12 protein-coding genes and 1 riboswitch are annotated in these 16,933 nt (G+C 60.2%); of the genes, 4 read left to right on the forward strand and 8 right to left on the reverse strand.

The features are described 5' to 3' along the window. Window positions 1–5 precede the first annotated feature (5 nt). The 4 genes from ACMGF9_RS01350 to ACMGF9_RS01365 all read right to left on the reverse strand — a co-directional run bounded on the left by ACMGF9_RS01350 (window position 6) and on the right by ACMGF9_RS01365 (window position 6,663). A complete protein-coding gene (locus ACMGF9_RS01350; RefSeq protein WP_021505153.1) occupies window positions 6–1,685 on the reverse strand; it encodes a ShlB/FhaC/HecB family hemolysin secretion/activation protein in 1,680 nt (559 codons plus the stop codon). A 385-nt stretch (window positions 1,686–2,070) separates the two neighbouring features. Then, a complete protein-coding gene (gene panS / locus ACMGF9_RS01355) occupies window positions 2,071–2,988 on the reverse strand; it encodes a ketopantoate/pantoate/pantothenate transporter PanS (RefSeq protein WP_021505152.1) in 918 nt (305 codons plus the stop codon). A gap of 144 nt (window positions 2,989–3,132) precedes the next feature. Continuing rightward, a complete protein-coding gene (gene lysC / locus ACMGF9_RS01360; protein WP_004936686.1) occupies window positions 3,133–4,500 on the reverse strand; it encodes a lysine-sensitive aspartokinase 3 in 1,368 nt (455 codons plus the stop codon). Between the two features lie 107 nt (window positions 4,501–4,607). Continuing rightward, window positions 4,608–4,802: riboswitch (Lysine riboswitch) on the reverse strand. Between the two features lie 52 nt (window positions 4,803–4,854). Continuing rightward, entirely contained in the window at window positions 4,855–6,663 is a 1,809-nt protein-coding gene (locus ACMGF9_RS01365; RefSeq protein ID WP_004936687.1) for a cation:proton antiporter, read from the reverse strand. 229 nt (window positions 6,664–6,892) lie between these two features. On the opposite strand from ACMGF9_RS01365, the gene pgi reads away from it, so the two are divergent. Then, window positions 6,893–8,539, forward strand: a complete 1,647-nt coding sequence (gene pgi, locus ACMGF9_RS01370) for a glucose-6-phosphate isomerase (RefSeq protein ID WP_015379240.1) — start codon at window positions 6,893–6,895, stop codon at window positions 8,537–8,539. A 61-nt stretch (window positions 8,540–8,600) separates the two neighbouring features. Here pgi and ACMGF9_RS01375 read toward each other — a convergent pair whose 3' ends face one another. Beyond that, a complete protein-coding gene (locus ACMGF9_RS01375; RefSeq protein WP_075684494.1) occupies window positions 8,601–10,037 on the reverse strand; it encodes a capsule assembly Wzi family protein in 1,437 nt (478 codons plus the stop codon). Between the two features lie 224 nt (window positions 10,038–10,261). Here ACMGF9_RS01375 and psiE point away from each other — a divergent pair, with 224 nt between their 5' ends. Continuing rightward, entirely contained in the window at window positions 10,262–10,669 is a 408-nt protein-coding gene (gene psiE / locus ACMGF9_RS01380) for a phosphate-starvation-inducible protein PsiE (RefSeq protein WP_015379238.1), read from the forward strand. A gap of 88 nt (window positions 10,670–10,757) precedes the next feature. Here the strand turns inward: psiE and malG are convergent, their stop codons facing one another. Genes malG through malE form a run of 3 tightly spaced genes read right to left on the reverse strand, consistent with a single transcriptional unit; the run spans window position 10,758 to window position 14,488 of the window. Next, on the reverse strand, window positions 10,758–11,648 hold the full coding sequence (gene malG, locus ACMGF9_RS01385) for a maltose ABC transporter permease MalG (RefSeq protein ID WP_021505147.1): 891 nt from the start codon (window positions 11,646–11,648) through the stop codon (window positions 10,758–10,760). 11 nt (window positions 11,649–11,659) lie between these two features. Beyond that, window positions 11,660–13,237 (reverse strand): maltose ABC transporter permease MalF, encoded by a 1,578-nt coding sequence (gene malF, locus ACMGF9_RS01390; protein WP_049241399.1) that lies wholly within the window; start codon window positions 13,235–13,237, stop codon window positions 11,660–11,662. Window positions 13,238–13,294: 57 nt separating this feature from the next. Further along, the gene (gene malE, locus ACMGF9_RS01395) at window positions 13,295–14,488 is read right to left on the reverse strand and encodes a maltose/maltodextrin ABC transporter substrate-binding protein MalE (protein WP_414160497.1); all 1,194 of its coding nucleotides are present in this window, start codon (window positions 14,486–14,488) and stop codon (window positions 13,295–13,297) included. Window positions 14,489–14,846: 358 nt separating this feature from the next. On the opposite strand from malE, the gene ACMGF9_RS01400 reads away from it, so the two are divergent. Both ACMGF9_RS01400 and malK read left to right on the forward strand, forming a co-directional pair. Beyond that, window positions 14,847–15,818 carry an alpha-amylase family glycosyl hydrolase gene (locus tag ACMGF9_RS01400; RefSeq protein WP_015379234.1) on the forward strand — a complete coding sequence of 324 codons (972 nt, stop codon included), beginning with the start codon at window positions 14,847–14,849 and terminating at the stop codon, window positions 15,816–15,818. After that, window positions 15,811–16,920 carry a maltose/maltodextrin ABC transporter ATP-binding protein MalK gene (gene malK, locus ACMGF9_RS01405; RefSeq protein WP_004936708.1) on the forward strand — a complete coding sequence of 370 codons (1,110 nt, stop codon included), beginning with the start codon at window positions 15,811–15,813 and terminating at the stop codon, window positions 16,918–16,920. The genes ACMGF9_RS01400 and malK overlap by 8 nt, the downstream gene beginning before the upstream one ends. Window positions 16,921–16,933: the final 13 nt, after the last annotated feature.

The raw sequence follows: 16,933 nt of genomic DNA on the forward strand, positions 1-16,933 counted from the left end.
GTTGATTAAAAGGTGTAAGAAAAGCGGGCCAACACCTGAACGGGATCTTCCGGCGTAGCGTGGTTAGACAAAATCCAGCCGCGGCTGACCTCGAGATCGACCAGCGCCTGCCGGTAGCGTAACGTGGCGCCGCTGCTCACCCCGGCGCTGCTGCGCCAGCCCGAGTTGTCCTGACGCGGCAGAATGCGGCCGACGTCGGCGCCAAGGCGCGGCGTCAGCGTGGTGGCGCCCAGATTGAAACTGCGCGACAGCGTGTTCTGCAGATACCAGCCGTTGTCGCCGGACTGGGTGCTGCGGCTAAAGCCGCGTACGGCGCTGCGATCGGTGAGGCTAAGCCACTCCACGCCGGGCAGCGGGTCGCGGCTGTACTGGCCGTAGAACAGATTGTTGAGCTGATAGGTGGCATCACCCAGCTTGAGGCGCTGGCTCAGGTTGGCGAACAGCTTGCCCTTGGTGAACTGGCTGTCGAGGTGCACCGAACTCGGGTGGCGATCGGCGCCCAGCCAGGGCAGGCCCTGCTCGACGCTGAGGTTGGCGCTGAACACGCCATGGGGCAGAATTTGCAGGTGGCTGGCGCTCAGTTCGGCCAGGGTCAGCGTTGGGCTGCTGACCTCAAGGCGCACGCTTTCGAAGTAGTTGTCGATGCGCTTGTAGGTCAGCTGGCCGCTCAGGCTGTCTATCTGATCGTGATCGCGATAAAACACGTAGTCGCTGCGCAGCCCGTACTGTTGGGTCTGGCCGTGCAGTTTGACCACGTTGTGCGGCAGCTGCTGGTGGTTTTCATAGGACGAGAAGCTGGCGAACCCGCTGAAGGTGAACGCGCCGTACGGCAGCGAATAGAGCAGGGTGTAGGCGCGATTATAGCGGTGAGCCGGGTTTTCCAGCGTGCTGTTGGCGTTCAGGCTGACAAAGTCCGACAGGCCAAACGGGCTGTCTAACGTGGCAGTGGCGCGCGCCAGCCACCGGCCGGTGCTTTTTTGGCCGTAATTATCCGTGCCGGCGGTAATCAGCCAGGGCTTGGCATGTTGATTGCGCAAACGAATAACCGAACCGCCAACCTGGCGGCCGGGCAATATATCCAGCTTGGTGGTATTTGATTGCAAACGGTTGGCCTGATCCAATCCCTGATCGAGCTCGGTTAATTTCAACGGCTTGCCTTCCAGCCCCGGAAATAATAAACGGCTGTTGACCCAGCGATCGCCGCCTTCTATTTTCTCGATAAATCCTTCCGTCACGCTTAACCCCAATTCTCCTTGTGAATTAGGGCGAACAATTTGCACGCGCGCGGTGATATAGCCCTTTTGCACATAAAGGCGCGTTAATTCACGGGTCAGGCGATTGATATCGTTGCTGCTGATGCAGTTTTCCGGCAGCGCGCTCAGCGCAGATAAATCACCCGGTGAGAGCAGGGTAATGCCTTGCAGATAAACGCCGGCGATCGGCAGGCACTGCGCGGACTGCGGCAGTGCGGGCGCGGCCGGTTCCGGTTCCGCCAGCAGGCGCTGTTGCTTCAGCTGCTGGTAGCGGCGTTGCTCAATCAACTGGTTGACTTCACGCGTGCTGTCTTGCAACGCGCGCCGTGATTCCCCCATCGACATGTCCATCATCATGTGGGAGTCCGGCAGGGTTTCGGCGGAAAGGGCCGTGCTGACCAGCAGTGTCAAGGCGGTGATTTTTTTTATCATTGTAATCCATTCTGAGAGGCCGCCGGGGCAGCCAGCCCAATCCATGAGGTTAACCACGGGCGGCCGACGGCCGGCCCGAAATAATGAGCGACATGCACATTGCGAGGTATCTTGATTTGCCGCAGCAAATAAGACGGTGGGTATATATCTAAATAATAATTAGGCTGCTTCTTTTATGGCGGGCAACCCTGGTGACTTAATTAATTAAAAAAAGTGGAGCGTCTCTTCCTCTTGCCAACATTATCGGCATGGATAGGAAGAATCTGAATTTTTATTTTTCACGGATGATAGGGGATGAGGGGAATTATGACAATCCGACCAGTGGGAAATACGAAATTTCGCAGGAAAGAAAAGGGACGCAATTGTTTGCGTCCCTACAGGCGGTTTATTTCTTCTTGATAGGGCGGCCGGACCAATAACCCGCCAGCAGTGAACCGGAGAGGTTGTGCCAGACCGAGAACAGCGCGCCTGGCAGCGCGGCCAGCGGCGAGAAGTAGATTTTGCCCAGCGTGGCCGCCAACCCGGAGTTCTGCATGCCCACTTCGATCGCCAGCGTGCGGCAGGTGGACTCGTCGAAGCCGAACAGTTTACCGCCCCAATAGCCGCTCAGCAGACCGATGCCGTTGTGCAGGATCACCGCGATGATAACGACCAGGCCGACCGAAGCGATATGGCTTTGGCTGCCCGCCACCACCGCGCTGATGATCGCCAGAATGCACACCATCGACAACGCCGGCAACAGTGGCTCGATGCGTTTCACTGCCTTGGTCAGGGTATGGTGGACGATCAGGCCCAGGCCGATCGGGATCACCACAATCTGCAGAATGCTGAGCAGCATGCCCATGATATCGACGCTGATCTTGGCGTCGACGTACAGACGGGTCAGCAGCGGCGTGGCGAACACCCCCACCAGCGTCGAGACCGCCGAGATGGTCACCGACAGCGCCACGTCACCCTTGGCCAGATAGATCATCACGTTGGAGGCGGTGCCGCTGGCCACGCTGCCCACCAGCACCATGCCGGCGGACAGATCCGGCGGCATGCGGAACAGCATCGCCAGGATCCAGGCCGCCAGCGGCATGATCAGATAATGCAGGAAGATGCCTGCCGCCACCGGGCCGGGGCGCGCCAGCACGCGTTTGAAGTCGTCGAGCCGCAGCGTGACGCCCATGGCGAACATGATCAGCATCAGCAGCGGGCTGACGTAGGGGCCGATACCGGTAAAGGTGGTCGGCGTGTAATACGCGGCGACGGACAGCAGTATCGCCCAGAGGGGGAATAAGCGCGTGAGTAGTGCCAGCATGCAGGTTTTCCTTAGCCAGATTGAGAACGGTGGATGTGGTTGTGTTTTTATTGCGGGCTCAACATGCTGAACCCCTGCAGGTTTTGAACGGATTTTTTAGACGCAGGGGCGCAGCATGCTGCGCCCGCAATCAGGGATAATGACTTATTCGAACAGGTTGTGATGCAGGGTACGCACCACCTGCTCGGCTTCTTCGCCCGGCACCAGGAAGCACAGGTTATAGCTGCTGGCGCCGTAGCAGATCAGGCGGATATTGAACGGATCGAGCACGCCGAACACCTCTTTGCCCACGCCGCAGGCGCGCGACAGCTGGTTGCCGATGATCGCCACCAGCGCCAGGTTTTCTTCCACTTCCACCCGGCACAGCGACGACAGTTCGGTCAGCAGTGAGGTGGTCAGCAGGCTACCGCCGACGGAGGTGGCGCCGGTGGTGTCCATGGTCAGCGCGATGCTGACTTCCGAAGTGGTGATCAGATCGACGGAGACATTATGGCGCGCCAGGATGTTGAACACCTCGGCCAGGAAACCGCGCGCGTGCAGCATGTTCAGGCTGTGCAGCGTCAGCAGCGTTTGCTTGCGGCGCAGCGCCAGCGCGCGGAACAGCGGCGGGTTCTCGGTGGTGTTGCACACCAGCGTGCCGCCGGCCGCCGGATCCTTGCTGGAGCCGACGAACACCGGAATATCGCTGCGCACCGCCGGCAACAGGGTGGCCGGATGCAGCACTTTAGCGCCGAAGGTGGCCATTTCCGCCGCCTCTTCGAAACCGATTTTGTCGATGCGCTTGGCCGCCGGCACCACGCGCGGATCGGTGGTGTAGATGCCCGGCACGTCGGTCCAGATATCCACCCGGCCGACGCCGAGCGCTTCGCCGAGCAGCGCGGCGGTATAGTCGCTGCCGCCGCGGCCGAGCGTGGTGGTGCGGCCCTTCGGCTCGCTGCCGATAAAGCCTTGGGTGACCACCAGCGCTTCCTGCAGGCGCGGCTGCAACTGCGCCCGGGCCAGTTCGCTGAGCGCGGCGCTGTCCGGCACGGCGCGGCCGAAGTGATCGTCGGTGCGCATCACTTTGCGCACGTCGAACCATTCGGCCTGCACGTTGCGGGCGCGCAGGATTTCAACGAACAGCAGGGTGGACATCAGCTCCCCATGGCTGACCAGTTCGTCGGTCAACGCCGTCGAGGTGGCCAGCGACGCGGCTTCCGACAGCATGGCGATGTTTTCCAGCAGGCGGTCTATTTCGTCGCGGATCACCGCCGGCGCCGCGAGGCGATCGAGGATGGCGTATTGGATACGCCGGATTTCATCAAGCTGGTAATTGCGCTTGTCGGCCTCGCAACCCTCGGCCAGGGCGACCAACAGGTTGGTGACGCCCGCCGAAGCGGACAACACCACCAGGCGGACCTGCGGGTTGGCCAGCACGACGTCGGCACTGCGGTTCATGGCTTCAAAGTCGGCGACGCTGGTGCCGCCGAACTTGGCTACCACGGTGGAATTCTGGGGTGCTGCTTGGTTCATCTAGAAACCTCGTGTCAGGGATGCCCGTTTGGGGCACTGTAATTCCATAGCCTTGGCACAAGGGGAGAGCGGTAAACAGGGGGCAGGCGTAGAGGTCAGGCTACGATACACCCAGAAGCGCCCCACCTTGTCGATCGCCCTGCGGGCGATCCCCTGGTGACAACCCAGGGGATTCAGCCCCTGTAGTCGATACGATAATGGCCGGCCATTACCCTACCTCGGCGTCGCTCCCCCTCGGGTGCCGTCAACGGAGAAACGGCTCCTCTGACACTCTACCTGGGCGACGCGCCTCTTCTGGCTTGCGCACCGGGTGCGCAAGTAGGCTGTTAGGAATAGCCGGTTATCGCCATTCTGTCAACGTACAGACGGTGAGGGATTTTCATCTTGCACCAGCGCGATAAGCGTACAGGGCATCGCGGGCGTGGAACCGGCGCCAATCGGTTGCAGAGAACCGTCTTCCTTTTGGCTGAATAGCGGAATAACGCCCTGATGTTTCTCCAAATACTCCAGCCAACCGAAATTTTCGTTCAATTTGGTCGCTTTGATGGTGGCCCCCCTGGCGAGCAGGCTGCTCAGGCGGCCGTAGGTGGCTTCCTGATTAAATAAAATTTCATGCCGGCGGAAACGCGAACTTTCCGCGCTGGCGCCGCGCCCTTTCAACGGCGCCCCCGAACGGATGGCGAACACGTGATCTTCGCCGAAGAGATGGCCGAAGTGGTAGACCGCCAGCGCGTTCTGGTGGCGATTGGGCGACAGCGCCAGCACCTGGGCGATATTGCTCAGATCGAGGTAGTTCTCGGCGTGTTCGGAGTAGGCGTGGCCATAGTAGGCCGGAATGCCGTCCATGCGCGCCTGACGGTAGTATTCCCAGCTGCTGTCGGTGACGATCACCGGCACGTTCAGCTTGATCAGCGCCTGCGCCAGCATGCGCGCCACGCTGTTGGCGCCGACGATCAGCACGCCGCGCGGTTTCTGCTGCTGCACCCGCAGCCAGCGCGCCATCATGCCGCTGGTCAGGCTTTGCAACACCACGGTGCCGATGATGATGGCGAACACCACGGTCACCAGCCGGTCGGCGCCCTGATAGCCGCTGCGCTGCAGCGTCAGCGCGAACAGCGAACTGACCGCCGCGGCCACGATGCCGCGCGGGGCGATCCAGCACAGCAGCAGCCGATCGCGCCAGTGCAGGGAAGAGCGCCAGGTCGACACCGCGATGCACAGCGGCCGGGCGATGAACTGCACCGCCAGCAGCAGCAGCAGCAGCGGCCAGCCCATGTTCCACAGCGCCTGGATGTCGAGCCGCGCCGCCAGAATGATGAACAGCGCCGAGATCAGGATCGCCGACAGCTCCTCTTTGAACGCCAGAATATCGCTGGTGTCCACGTCGCGCATATTGGCCAGCCAGATGCCCATCACCGTGACGGTCAGCAAACCGGATTCGTCGGCGATGGCGTTGGAAACGCCGAAGGCGGTCAGCATAATAGCCAGCACCGCCAGGTTCTGCAGGTAGCGCGGCAGCCAGACGCGGCGCAGCGCCAGGCCGAGCAGGTAACCGAACAGCGCGCCGGCGATCAGGCCGACGGCGGCGGTCACGCCCAGCGTCCAAAACAGGTGGGTATAGGATTCCGCATTCTGCTTCAGCACGATGAACTCGAACACCAGCAGGGTGAAGATGGCGCCGACCGGATCGATGACGATCCCTTCCCAGCGCAGCACCTGGTTAATGTTGGCGTTCGGCCGCACCACGCGCATCAGCGGGGCGATTACCGTCGGCCCGGTCACCACCGTCACCGCGCCGATCAACGCCGCCAGCTCCGGCGGGAAATCCAGCAGCCACCAGCTGGCGAGGCTGATGACCAGAAAGGTGACCAGCATGCCGACGGTGACCAGGTTGCGCACCACGCCGCCGAGGCCGCGTATCTCCTCGAAACGCAGCGTCAGCGCCCCCTCGAACAGGATGATCGCCACCGACAGCGACACCAGCGGAAACAGCAGATCGCCGAACAGCAGATCCGGCTGCACCAGATGCACCGTCGGGCCGAGCACGATGCCGAACAGCAGCAGCGGCAAGATGGCCGGCAGGCGCAGCAGCCAGGCCAGCCACTGCGCCAGCAGCGACGCCAGGCCGATAAGCACCAACATGAGTGGGGCGGATAATTCCATAAGCGAGATCCCTTTCAAATGACGAAATAAGCGACGATGACACAGCCTGATGACAATTCGGCAACTCCGATAACAGGCCGTTAGCCAAAAGTATAGAGTGAAAGCTGAAACGAGGCGGCAATGCGTTGACAGTTAGCACCTATCGCAAGAAAAGCGATCATAATCACAGTCGAACAGGCTACAATCGGACAAACGCGTCATTTTTATTCTCAAGCCTAAGAGTGTTGCTATGAAAAATATCAATCCTAGTCAAACCGCTGCTTGGCAAGCCCTGCAGCAACATTATGCACAGATGAAAGACGTACGGATCGCCGACCTGTTCGCCGAGGACAGCGATCGTTTCTCCAGGTTCTCCGCGACCTTCAACGATCAAATGTTGGTGGACTATTCCAAGAACCGCATCACGCAGGAAACTCTGGAGAAGCTGCAGGCGTTGGCGAAAGAAACCGATCTGCAAGGCGCCATCAAATCGATGTTCGCCGGTGAGAAGATCAACCGCACCGAAGATCGCGCGGTGCTGCACATTGCCCTGCGCAACCGCAGCAACAGCCCGATCCTGGTCGACGGCAAAGATGTGATGCCGGAAGTGAACGCGGTGCTGGCCAAGATCAAACAGTTCTGCGCGCGCGTCATCGGCGGCGAGTGGAAAGGCTACACCGGCAAGCCGATCACCGACGTGGTGAACATCGGCATCGGCGGTTCGGATCTCGGCCCTTACATGGTGACCGAAGCGCTGCGCCCTTATAAAAACCACCTGAACATGCACTTCGTCTCCAACGTCGACGGCACCCACATCGCCGAAACGCTGCAGCCGCTGAATCCGGAAACCACGCTGTTCCTGGTGGCCTCCAAAACCTTCACCACTCAGGAAACCATGACCAACGCCCACAGCGCGCGTGACTGGTTCCTGAGCAGCGCCGCCGATCAACAGCACGTGGCCAAGCACTTCGCCGCGCTGTCCACCAACGGCAAAGCGGTAGCCGAGTTCGGCATCGATACCGACAACATGTTCGAATTCTGGGACTGGGTCGGTGGCCGTTACTCCCTGTGGTCGGCGATCGGCCTGTCGATCGCGCTGTCCATCGGTTATGACAACTTCGAGCAGCTGCTGAGCGGCGCGCACGCTATGGACAAGCACTTCGCCGAAACGCCGGCGGAGAAAAACCTGCCGGTGCTGCTGGCGCTGATCGGTATTTGGTACAACAACTTCTTCGGCGCCGAAACCGAAGCCATTCTGCCGTACGATCAGTACATGCACCGTTTTGCCGCTTACTTCCAGCAGGGCAACATGGAATCCAACGGCAAGTACGTCGATCGCAACGGCAACCCGGTGGATTACCAGACTGGCCCCATCATTTGGGGTGAGCCGGGCACCAACGGCCAGCATGCTTTCTATCAGTTGATCCACCAGGGCACCAAGCTGGTGCCGTGCGATTTCATCGCGCCGGCCATCAGCCATAACCCGCTGGGCGATCATCACGCCAAACTGCTGTCCAACTTCTTCGCTCAGACCGAAGCGCTGGCGTTTGGCAAGTCGCTGGAAGTGGTGGAAGCCGAGTTCGCGGAGCAGGGCAAAACCCCTGAGCAGGTCAAGCACGTGGCGCCGTTCAAGGTGTTTGAAGGCAACAGGCCGACCAACTCGATCCTGCTGCGTGAAATCACCCCGTTCAGCCTGGGTAGCCTGATCGCGCTGTACGAGCACAAGATCTTCACCCAGGGCGCGATCCTGAACATCTTCACCTTCGATCAGTGGGGCGTGGAGCTGGGCAAACAGCTGGCTAACCGCATCCTGCCGGAGCTGGCGGGCAGCGAGAAAATCAGCAGCCATGACAGCTCGACCAATGCGCTGATCAACCGCTTCAAGGAATGGCGCTAAGCGCCTGAGCTGAAGCCAATAAAAAACCCGCCGCGGCGGGTTTTTTTACGTCTGTAACAAATTACAGATTGATCGGCACTTCGAAGCTGACGCCGGCGCCCACGTCGTCGGCGGTGCTGTGATCGTTGTCGGTGTACCACAGGCTGGTATCGAACTTAACCTGGGACGGGAAGGTGTAACCCCAACCGACCTGGACGCCCTTCAGCGTATCGGATTTCGGGAACGCCTGGTTGATGCTTTGGCTCAGCGGGTTCACCTTGGCGTAAACCACGCGGGTGCTCCAGCGCTGGCTGTCGTCCAGCACCAGCTCTACGCGGCCGGACAGCATCTGGCCGTCGCCGCCCATGGCGTGGCCCAGCGGGTAACCCTGCTGGTAGTAGCCGCCTTTGTAGGTATAGTGTGTGTACACATAGTTTTTGCGGCTCATATCCGAACGGGTGTCTGACCCTTCGATATACCAGTTAATGGTGGTCGGGCCCCATTCCGGGTGGCCTTCCAAACCGAGCAGATAGGTGTTTTGCGATGGCAGATAACCTGCCTCATCTTCACCCACCAATTGACCATACAGGCTAACCGGCAGGCCGATCAGCGGCTGCATTTTCAGTTTGAAATCGAAACCGGCGAGCTGGTTGCCCGGATCGTTGCCTTTACCTGAATCATCGTTATCTTTACCGGTGAAGCCGTCCCAGAACGAGCTCCACGACTGCGGTCGGCCCTCGCCACCCCACATCATGATGCGTGAAGCGCCCAGTTCCAGGAAGTCGGTCGGCATCATGGTGAAACGGCCACCGATCAGTTTGGTGTGCGGTACAGAACTGTACTGCGACAGCTGGCCGGCGGACAATTGATATTGCCAGCGGCCGATCCACGACAGCCACGGGGTTTCAAACGGCGATTGGTCGGCGCGCTGCAGCATAAAGCCCGCGACCGGGCGCGCGGCGTCGGAGCGGATCAGGCTGCCGTCGTAACCCGGGCCCCACCACTGGGAAACCTCGCCGAAGGAGAGCCATTGGTTCCAGATTTTCACTGCGCCGTAGGAGCCGTTCATGTTGAATTTGGAACCGTCGCTGACGCGCTGATCGCCTTCCACCGAGCCCTGCAGACGCACGTCCCAGAACTCGCCGTTGGCGCCGGCGCCGATGGTCAGGCGATCGTCGGCGTACTCGTTTTGGCCGAAGCCTTGCGGGGTGCCAGGTTTATCGGTCGACGCGTAACCGCTGACGCGGATGTTGGCTTTCAGGGCATCGACGCGGCGTTGCACGCGGTCGATGACGTTTTTCTCGGTGTTGGTCACCGGCTTGGCCTGCGCGATAACGGAACTGATCTCTTCCTGACTCAGCGGCCAAGTGGACAGGCTGACGTTGATGACGCCGCGGTCAGACAACCAGGCGAGATCGTTACGCAGATCGTTGTCAGGGGCTACCAGGCCGGCGGCGTGGCCGGACAATGCACAGGTAAACAGGCCTGCAGCGACCAGTCCGTTAAGTTTAGCGCGCATAAAGAATTCCCTTGTTAATTCGAGGTTATTGGTTTTATGTAAAGATCTCTGTGACCCATGATAGTTGACATTTCGATTTGCTACAAATCTATAAGCCAGAAACATCTTATTATAACGTGATGAATTAAATGGGGTTTAAAGTGCTTTCGCGAAGGGCGGAATTTTTAGGACAATGCCTATATTGGCACGGTTGAATCATATAAGCGGTATTCAGGAGAGGTTTTATGGCAAAAACGTCGCGTTCGATCATGATAGCGAAGGGGCTGCAGCGGGTGCTGAACGTGGGCTTGTTGCTGCTGGCGGCAATTCTGGTGGTGTTTCTGGTCAAGGAGACCATCCATCTGGCGAAGGTGTTATTTATTAATAGCGAAGAGTCGTCCTCTTACCTGTTGATTGAAGGCATCGTGATTTATTTTCTGTACTTTGAATTTATCGCCTTGATCGTCAAGTATTTTGAGTCGGGTTATCATTTCCCGCTGCGTTATTTTATTTATATCGGCATTACCGCGATTATTCGTTTGATTATCGTGGATCACAAAAATCCCATCGACACCCTGATCTACGCGGCGGCGATATTGGTGCTGGTGGTGACGCTCTATCTGGCCAACACCGACCGGCTGAAACGGGAATAGCGGAGATAAAAATGGCGGCCAAAGGCCGCCAAAGACACAGGATTACCGCTATCGCGGAAAAACATCAAACGCACTGCAGTGGCACAAATTACCCCTTCACGCCGCCGGCCGTCAGGCCGCCCACCAGCCAGCGCTGCGCCAGCAGGAACACGGCGGTAATCGGTATCGCCGACAGCACCGCAGCAGCGGCGAAGTCGCCCCACAGGTAGTTCTGCGGGTTAAGATATTGCTGCATCCCCACCGCCAGCGTGTAGCTGTTCACATCGCGCAGCAGCAGCGACGCCACCGGTACCTCGGTGATGGCGGCAATAAACGACAGAATGAACACCACCGCCAGAATTGGCACCGACAGCGGCAACAGCACCAGACGGAACGCCTGCCACGGCGTGGCGCCATCCAGCGCCGCCGCTTCTTCCAGCGAATTGTCGATGGTTTCGAAATAGCCTTTGATAGTCCAGACGTGCAGCGCAATGCCGCCCATGTAGGCGAAAATCACGCCGCCGTGGGTGTTCAGGCCGATAAACGGAATGTACTGGCCCAGGCGGTCGAACAGGGCGTACAGCGCCACCAGCGACAGCACCGCCGGGAACATCTGGAAGATCAGCATGCTTTTCAACAGCGTGCTCTTGCCGCGAAAACGCATGCGGGCGAAGGCGTAGGCGCAGGTGGTGGACAGCGTCACGATGCCGATGGCGGTGATCGCCGCGATCTTGACTGAGTTCCACAGCCACAGCAGCACCGGGAACGGCGGCGGCGTCACGCTGCCGTCGGCGTGGGTGACGCTGAAGCCGAGCGCCAGCCGCCAGTGATCCCAAGAGAGGGTTTCCGGTATCAGGCTGCCGGTGGCGAAGTTGCCGGAGCGCAGCGAGATGGCGACCACCATCAGCAGCGGAAACATGATCAGGGCGATAAAGCACAGCATCAAGATATGGGTGATCCACAGGCGCAAGCGCTGGGATTTGGGTTGAACCATGGCCATCGTTATTCTCCCTAATCGAAGTTCATCTTGCTGGCTTTCAAATTCAGGATCGCCAGCGCGCCCACCAGCAGGAAGATCAGCGTGGCGATGGCGGCCGCCAGGCCGAAGTCTTGCCCGCCGCCGCCTTCGAAGGCGATGCGGTAGGTGTAGCTGACCAGCAGATCGGTATAGCCGGCCGGCGTGGTGGTGCCGATCATGTCCGGGCCGCCGTTGGTCAGCAGCTGGATCAGCACGAAGTTGTTAAAGTTGAAGGCGAAGCTGGCGATCATCAGCGGCGTCAGCGGCTTGATCAGCAGCGGCAAGGTGATGCGGAAGAAGTTTTGCCACGGGTTGGCGCCATCCATCGCCGAGGCCTCGTACAGATCGTCCGGGATCGCTTTCAGCAGCCCCATGCACAGGATCATCATGTACGGGTAGCCGAGCCAGGTGTTGACGATCAGGATCATGCTCTTGGCGGTGAGCGGATCGCTGAACCAGGCGGGTTTGATGCCGAACAGATGGCTGAGCATCATGTTGATTTCGCCGAAGCTCTGGTTGAACAACCCTTTGAAGATCAGGATCGAAATGAACGACGGCACCGCATAGGGCAGGATCAGCAGCACGCGGTAGATCGCCTTGCCTTTCAGCGCCTCCCACTGCACCACGCAGGCCAACACCATGCCGACCGCCACGGTGAGGATCACCGTCATTACCGAGAACACGATGGTCCAGATGAAGATCGACACGAACGGTTTCTTGATGCCTTCGTCCTGCAGCACCCGCAGGAAGTTTTTCCAGCCGGTGGTGACGGTATAGCCGGGGCTCAGGGTTTCCTGCGCCCAGCCGCCGTCGGCGTTGATCGCCTGATAGAAGCCGATGTCGCCGTTCGGCCGATAGCGCACCTGGGTCTGGTTATTGGTCAGCGTGCTGCCGTCTTTGTCCAGCGCATACAGCGGACGGGTGCCGGAGAATTGGCGAAGAGAGCTCATGCGCAATTCACCGCCGTCGGGCAGTTGCGCCACCAGCTGGCTCAGCGCTTGCCGGTTCTGGGTGATCACTCGCAGCGTGGCGCGTTCGCCCTGCGGCGCGGCGCTCTGCGTGGTCAATGTCAGGGTTTGCGGCGCAGCGGCGTCGAGGCGGAAAGGCTCGGAAATCATCGGCTGTTCACTGTCCGGCGAGGTTAATTGCAGGCGCCATTGCTGATTTTCCGCCGGGTAGAGGCCGAAGGTGAAGGTTTTGCCGCTCTGGAACTGGCGTTGCATCAGCACCGATTGCGCGCGCTCAAAGGTCAGCTGGTTGGTGCTGCTGTAGTTGGTAAAGGCGATGGCGATGGTGCAGATCAGCGGGAACAGGACGAACAGTCCCATGCCGGCGACGCCGGGATACACATAGCGCCAGGCGTAGGCGCGGCGGTTGGCGAAGACGTAAAGTCCGGCGCTGACCAGGATCAGCGTCAGGATGGCGAACAGGTATTCACCCTGTGCATACATCAACACAATCAGGTAGCAGGTCACCAGGCTGAACAGGCCGACTACCAGCCATTTCAGCGCGTCGCTTTGCCACCACTTCGATTTTTTACGCGCAGGCGTCCCGGCGTGAGCGAATTGCATAGGGCGTTCCTTTCTGTGAAGCAATGGCGGGGCGCCACGGCGCCCCGCACGACGTCGTTACTTGGTGATGCGGGTCTGCACGTCGTCCAGCGCGGCTTTCACCGTCTGACGGCCGCTGACGGCGTTGATCACTGCACTGCGTTCGGCGTACCAGAAGGCGCTCATCTGCGGGATGTTCGGCATAATCTCCCCGTTTTGCGAGTTCTGCATGGTGGCGGCGATCTTCGGATCTTTGGCCAGCGCCTCCTGATAAGACTTCAGTGCCACCGCGCCCAGCGGTTTGTCTTTGTTGACGTCCGCCAGCCCTTCGTTGGTCAGCAGATAGTTCTCGAGGAACTCGGTCGCCAGTTCTTTATTCGGGCTGGCGGCGTTGATACCGGCGGTCAGCACGCCGACGAACGGTTTGGACGGTTTGCCTTTGAAGGTCGGCAGCAGCGTCACGCCGTAGTTGATTTTGCTCTGCTCGATGTTGTTCCAGGCCCACGGGCCGTTGATGGTCATCGCGGCCTGGCCTTTGTTGAACGCGGCCTCGGCGATCGAGTAATCGGTATCGGCGTTGATGTGTTTGTTTTTCACCAGATCGACGATGAACTGCAGGCCGGCCTGCGAACCGGCGTTGGCGACGCCGACATCCTTGATGTTGTATTTGCCGTTCTCATACTTGAAGGCATAACCGCCGTCGGCGGCGATGATAGGCCAGGTGAAGTAGGGTTCCTGCAGGTTCCACATGATGGCGCTCTTGCCGGCGGCGCGCAGCTGTTTGTCCAGCGCCGGGATCTCTTCCCAGGTCTTCGGCGGCTGTTTGACCAAGTCCTTGTTGTAAATCAGCGATAGCGCTTCGACGGCGATCGGGTAGCCGATCAGCTTGCCGTCATAGCGCACGGCGTCCCAGGTGAACGGGAACAGCTTGTCCTGGAAGGCTTTGGACGGGTGGATTTCGGCCAACAGGCCGGACTGCGCATAGCCGCCGAAGCGGTCGTGGGCCCAGAAAATGATGTCAGGACCGTCGCCGGTGGCGGCCACCTGCGGGTATTTTTCTTCCAGTTTGTCCGGGTGCTCGACGGTAACCTTGATGCCGGTGTCTTTTTCGAATTTCTTGCCGACTTCCGCCAGGCCGTTATAGCCCTTGTCGCCGTTGATCCAGATAACCAGTTTGCCTTCCTCAATCTTGGCGAAGGCGGAAGAAGAGAGCACCAGGGTGGCCAGTGCCGAGAGCGCCAGCGTGCGGGCGAGGGTAATGCTGCGAGTCATAATCCAGTCCTTCTTTTTGTGGGCACATAAATCAAGGAGAGACGTTTCGCGGTAATAGTGGGTCACAACGCGACATATTCTCATCCTCCCCCCCTCTACGCCCCTAAGATGAGGAGTGTGATCCAGTTAACGTTGTGCTCTATTCTGTGGCGTCAGGCACAAAATAGGGGGGCGATTTTTGCCAGCCGGATCACAGATTTGCCTTAAGCGCGGAACTTCTCATCGCCGCGGTCGTTCTCTCATCCTCCCGCCTCCTCCCCCATGAAAAATCCTGTTACGGATGATTACCCTTTCCGGTGACTCCCGCACTATCGGCACATCGATTTTTAACGCTACGCGCAGCAGGGATACCGGATTTATGTCGTCAATGCCTATCGCCACTCAGCCCACCCTGTACCGGATCCATCCGGCCAGTTTCCGTGACGGAAACGGGGACGGCGTGGGCGACGCACACGGCATGCTTGCGGCGCTGCCGTACCTGAAAGCGCTGTCGATCGACGGCCTGCTGCTGCCGCAGACGCTGGCGCCGGAGGCCGAGGCGACGGTGACGGGCGAAGGGCTGACGCTGTGGTACGGCGATGAAGCCAACCGCGTTCGCAATGCCGTCGCGCCGCAGCGGTTCGCCCACGGCGCGCTGGCGCTGGACGTGATGCCGTTCAGCGCGGAGAAGCTGGCGGCGGTGTTGCACGCCCGCCGCGCCACGTTGGCGGACAGCCTGTGGAGCACCGGGGACGCCGAGCAGCCAAGAGTGGTCAGCCGCTGGGGGCAAGGCGATCTGCGTTCCGCCGCCGCCTTTTTGACGCTGTTGGCGATGTTGCCGGCGCCGATCTGCCTGTATCAGGGCGAAGAGCTGGGGCTGCCGCATGCCGCCGGCCTGCAGGATCCGCGCGGCGCGCAAACGCCGATGCCGTGGCATGAAGCCCCCGAACAGGTCACCGCCGGGGAGATCAGCTGGTATCAGCAGGTGGCGATCGAACACCGCGCATTGGCCATCAGCCGCCAACAGCACGACAGCCACTCCACCTTACGTTACTGCCAGGCGCTGTTGGCTCTGCGCCGTTCGCCGCTCATCCAGCGCGGCGAGCTGAACGCGGTCAGCCAGCGGGACGGCGTGGTGCGCTTACTTATTACCCATCAGGATCAATGCCTTGAAGCGCTGATAAACCTGCAGCCTTATACTCAGGCGGCCGCGCCGTCTGAGGCGACCTTGCCGTTGGCATGGCAGCACGGCGCGCAGCAAGAGGGTCATCAATGGGTTTTGGCGGGCTTTGCCTCCGCCATTTTCACACGACATGTTAACTGCGAAAGCAGGGGAGTAACGCATGGCTAGCGTGACACTGCGCAGCGTTTATAAGGCCTTCGGTGAGGCCGTGATTTCCAAAGACGTCAATCTGACCATCGAAGACGGCGAGTTTGTGGTGTTCGTCGGGCCGTCGGGCTGCGGCAAATCGACGCTGCTGCGCATGATCGCCGGGCTGGAGGACATCACCTCCGGCGACCTGCTGATCGGCGAGAAACGGATGAATGAGGTGCCGCCTTCCGAGCGCGGCATCGGCATGGTGTTCCAGTCCTACGCGCTGTATCCGCACCTGTCGGTGGCGGACAACATGTCGTTCGGCCTGAAGCTGGCCGGCGCCAGGAAAGCGGAAATCAATCAACGGGTGAACCAGGTCTCCGAGGTGCTGCAGCTGGCGCACCTGCTCGATCGGCGGCCGAAGGCGCTGTCCGGCGGGCAGCGTCAGCGCGTGGCGATCGGCCGCACGCTGGTGGCCGAGCCGGACGTGTTTCTGCTCGACGAACCGCTGTCCAACCTCGATGCCGCGCTGCGGGTGCAGATGCGCATCGAGATCTCCCGTCTGCACAAGCGCCTGCAGCGCACCATGATTTACGTCACTCACGATCAGGTCGAAGCGATGACGCTGGCCGACAAGATCGTGGTGCTCGACGCCGGTCGCGTGGCGCAGGTCGGCAAGCCGCTGGAACTGTACCACTACCCGGCCAACCGCTTCGTCGCCGGGTTTATCGGCTCGCCGAAGATGAACTTCCTGCCGGTCAAGGTGACCGCTGCGCAGCCGCAACAGGTGCAGGTCGAACTGCCCAACCGTCAACTGGTCTGGCTGCCGGTGGAAGGCGCGGGCGTTCAGCCCGGCGCCAACCTGTCACTGGGCATTCGCCCCGAACATTTGCTGCCCGGCGAAGCCTCTGAAGTGCGGCTTACCGGCGACGTACAGGTGGTGGAGCAGCTCGGCAACGAGACGCAAATCCACATCCAAATCCCGGCCATCCGTCAAAACCTGGTGTACCGCCAGAACGACGTGGTGCTGGTAGAAGAAGGTGCCACATTCGCCATCGGCCTGCCGCCTCATCGTTGCCACCTGTTCCGTGAAGACGGTACGGCATGTAAACGGCTGCACCAGGAGCCGGGCGTTTAAAGCATCAAAGTCG

Source organism: Serratia sp. BNK-23, from assembly GCF_047456145.1.
GTDB classification, from domain to species: domain Bacteria; phylum Pseudomonadota; class Gammaproteobacteria; order Enterobacterales; family Enterobacteriaceae; genus Serratia; species Serratia nematodiphila.

Bases quoted from the DNA above. Each gene is read 5' to 3' on its own strand.
- ACMGF9_RS01350 (WP_021505153.1), bottom strand. From the start codon at position 1,685: ATGATAAAAAAAATCACCGCCTTGACACTGCTGGTCAGCACGGCCCTT.
- panS (WP_021505152.1), bottom strand. From the start codon at position 2,988: ATGCTGGCACTACTCACGCGCTTATTCCCCCTCTGGGCGATACTGCTG.
- lysC (WP_004936686.1), bottom strand. From the start codon at position 4,500: ATGAACCAAGCAGCACCCCAGAATTCCACCGTGGTAGCCAAGTTCGGC.
- ACMGF9_RS01365 (WP_004936687.1), bottom strand. From the start codon at position 6,663: ATGGAATTATCCGCCCCACTCATGTTGGTGCTTATCGGCCTGGCGTCG.
- pgi (WP_015379240.1), top strand. From the start codon at position 6,893: ATGAAAAATATCAATCCTAGTCAAACCGCTGCTTGGCAAGCCCTGCAG.
- ACMGF9_RS01375 (WP_075684494.1), bottom strand. From the start codon at position 10,037: ATGCGCGCTAAACTTAACGGACTGGTCGCTGCAGGCCTGTTTACCTGT.
- psiE (WP_015379238.1), top strand. From the start codon at position 10,262: ATGGCAAAAACGTCGCGTTCGATCATGATAGCGAAGGGGCTGCAGCGG.
- malG (WP_021505147.1), bottom strand. From the start codon at position 11,648: ATGGCCATGGTTCAACCCAAATCCCAGCGCTTGCGCCTGTGGATCACC.
- malF (WP_049241399.1), bottom strand. From the start codon at position 13,237: ATGCAATTCGCTCACGCCGGGACGCCTGCGCGTAAAAAATCGAAGTGG.
- malE (WP_414160497.1), bottom strand. From the start codon at position 14,488: ATGACTCGCAGCATTACCCTCGCCCGCACGCTGGCGCTCTCGGCACTG.
- ACMGF9_RS01400 (WP_015379234.1), top strand. From the start codon at position 14,847: ATGTCGTCAATGCCTATCGCCACTCAGCCCACCCTGTACCGGATCCAT.
- malK (WP_004936708.1), top strand. From the start codon at position 15,811: ATGGCTAGCGTGACACTGCGCAGCGTTTATAAGGCCTTCGGTGAGGCC.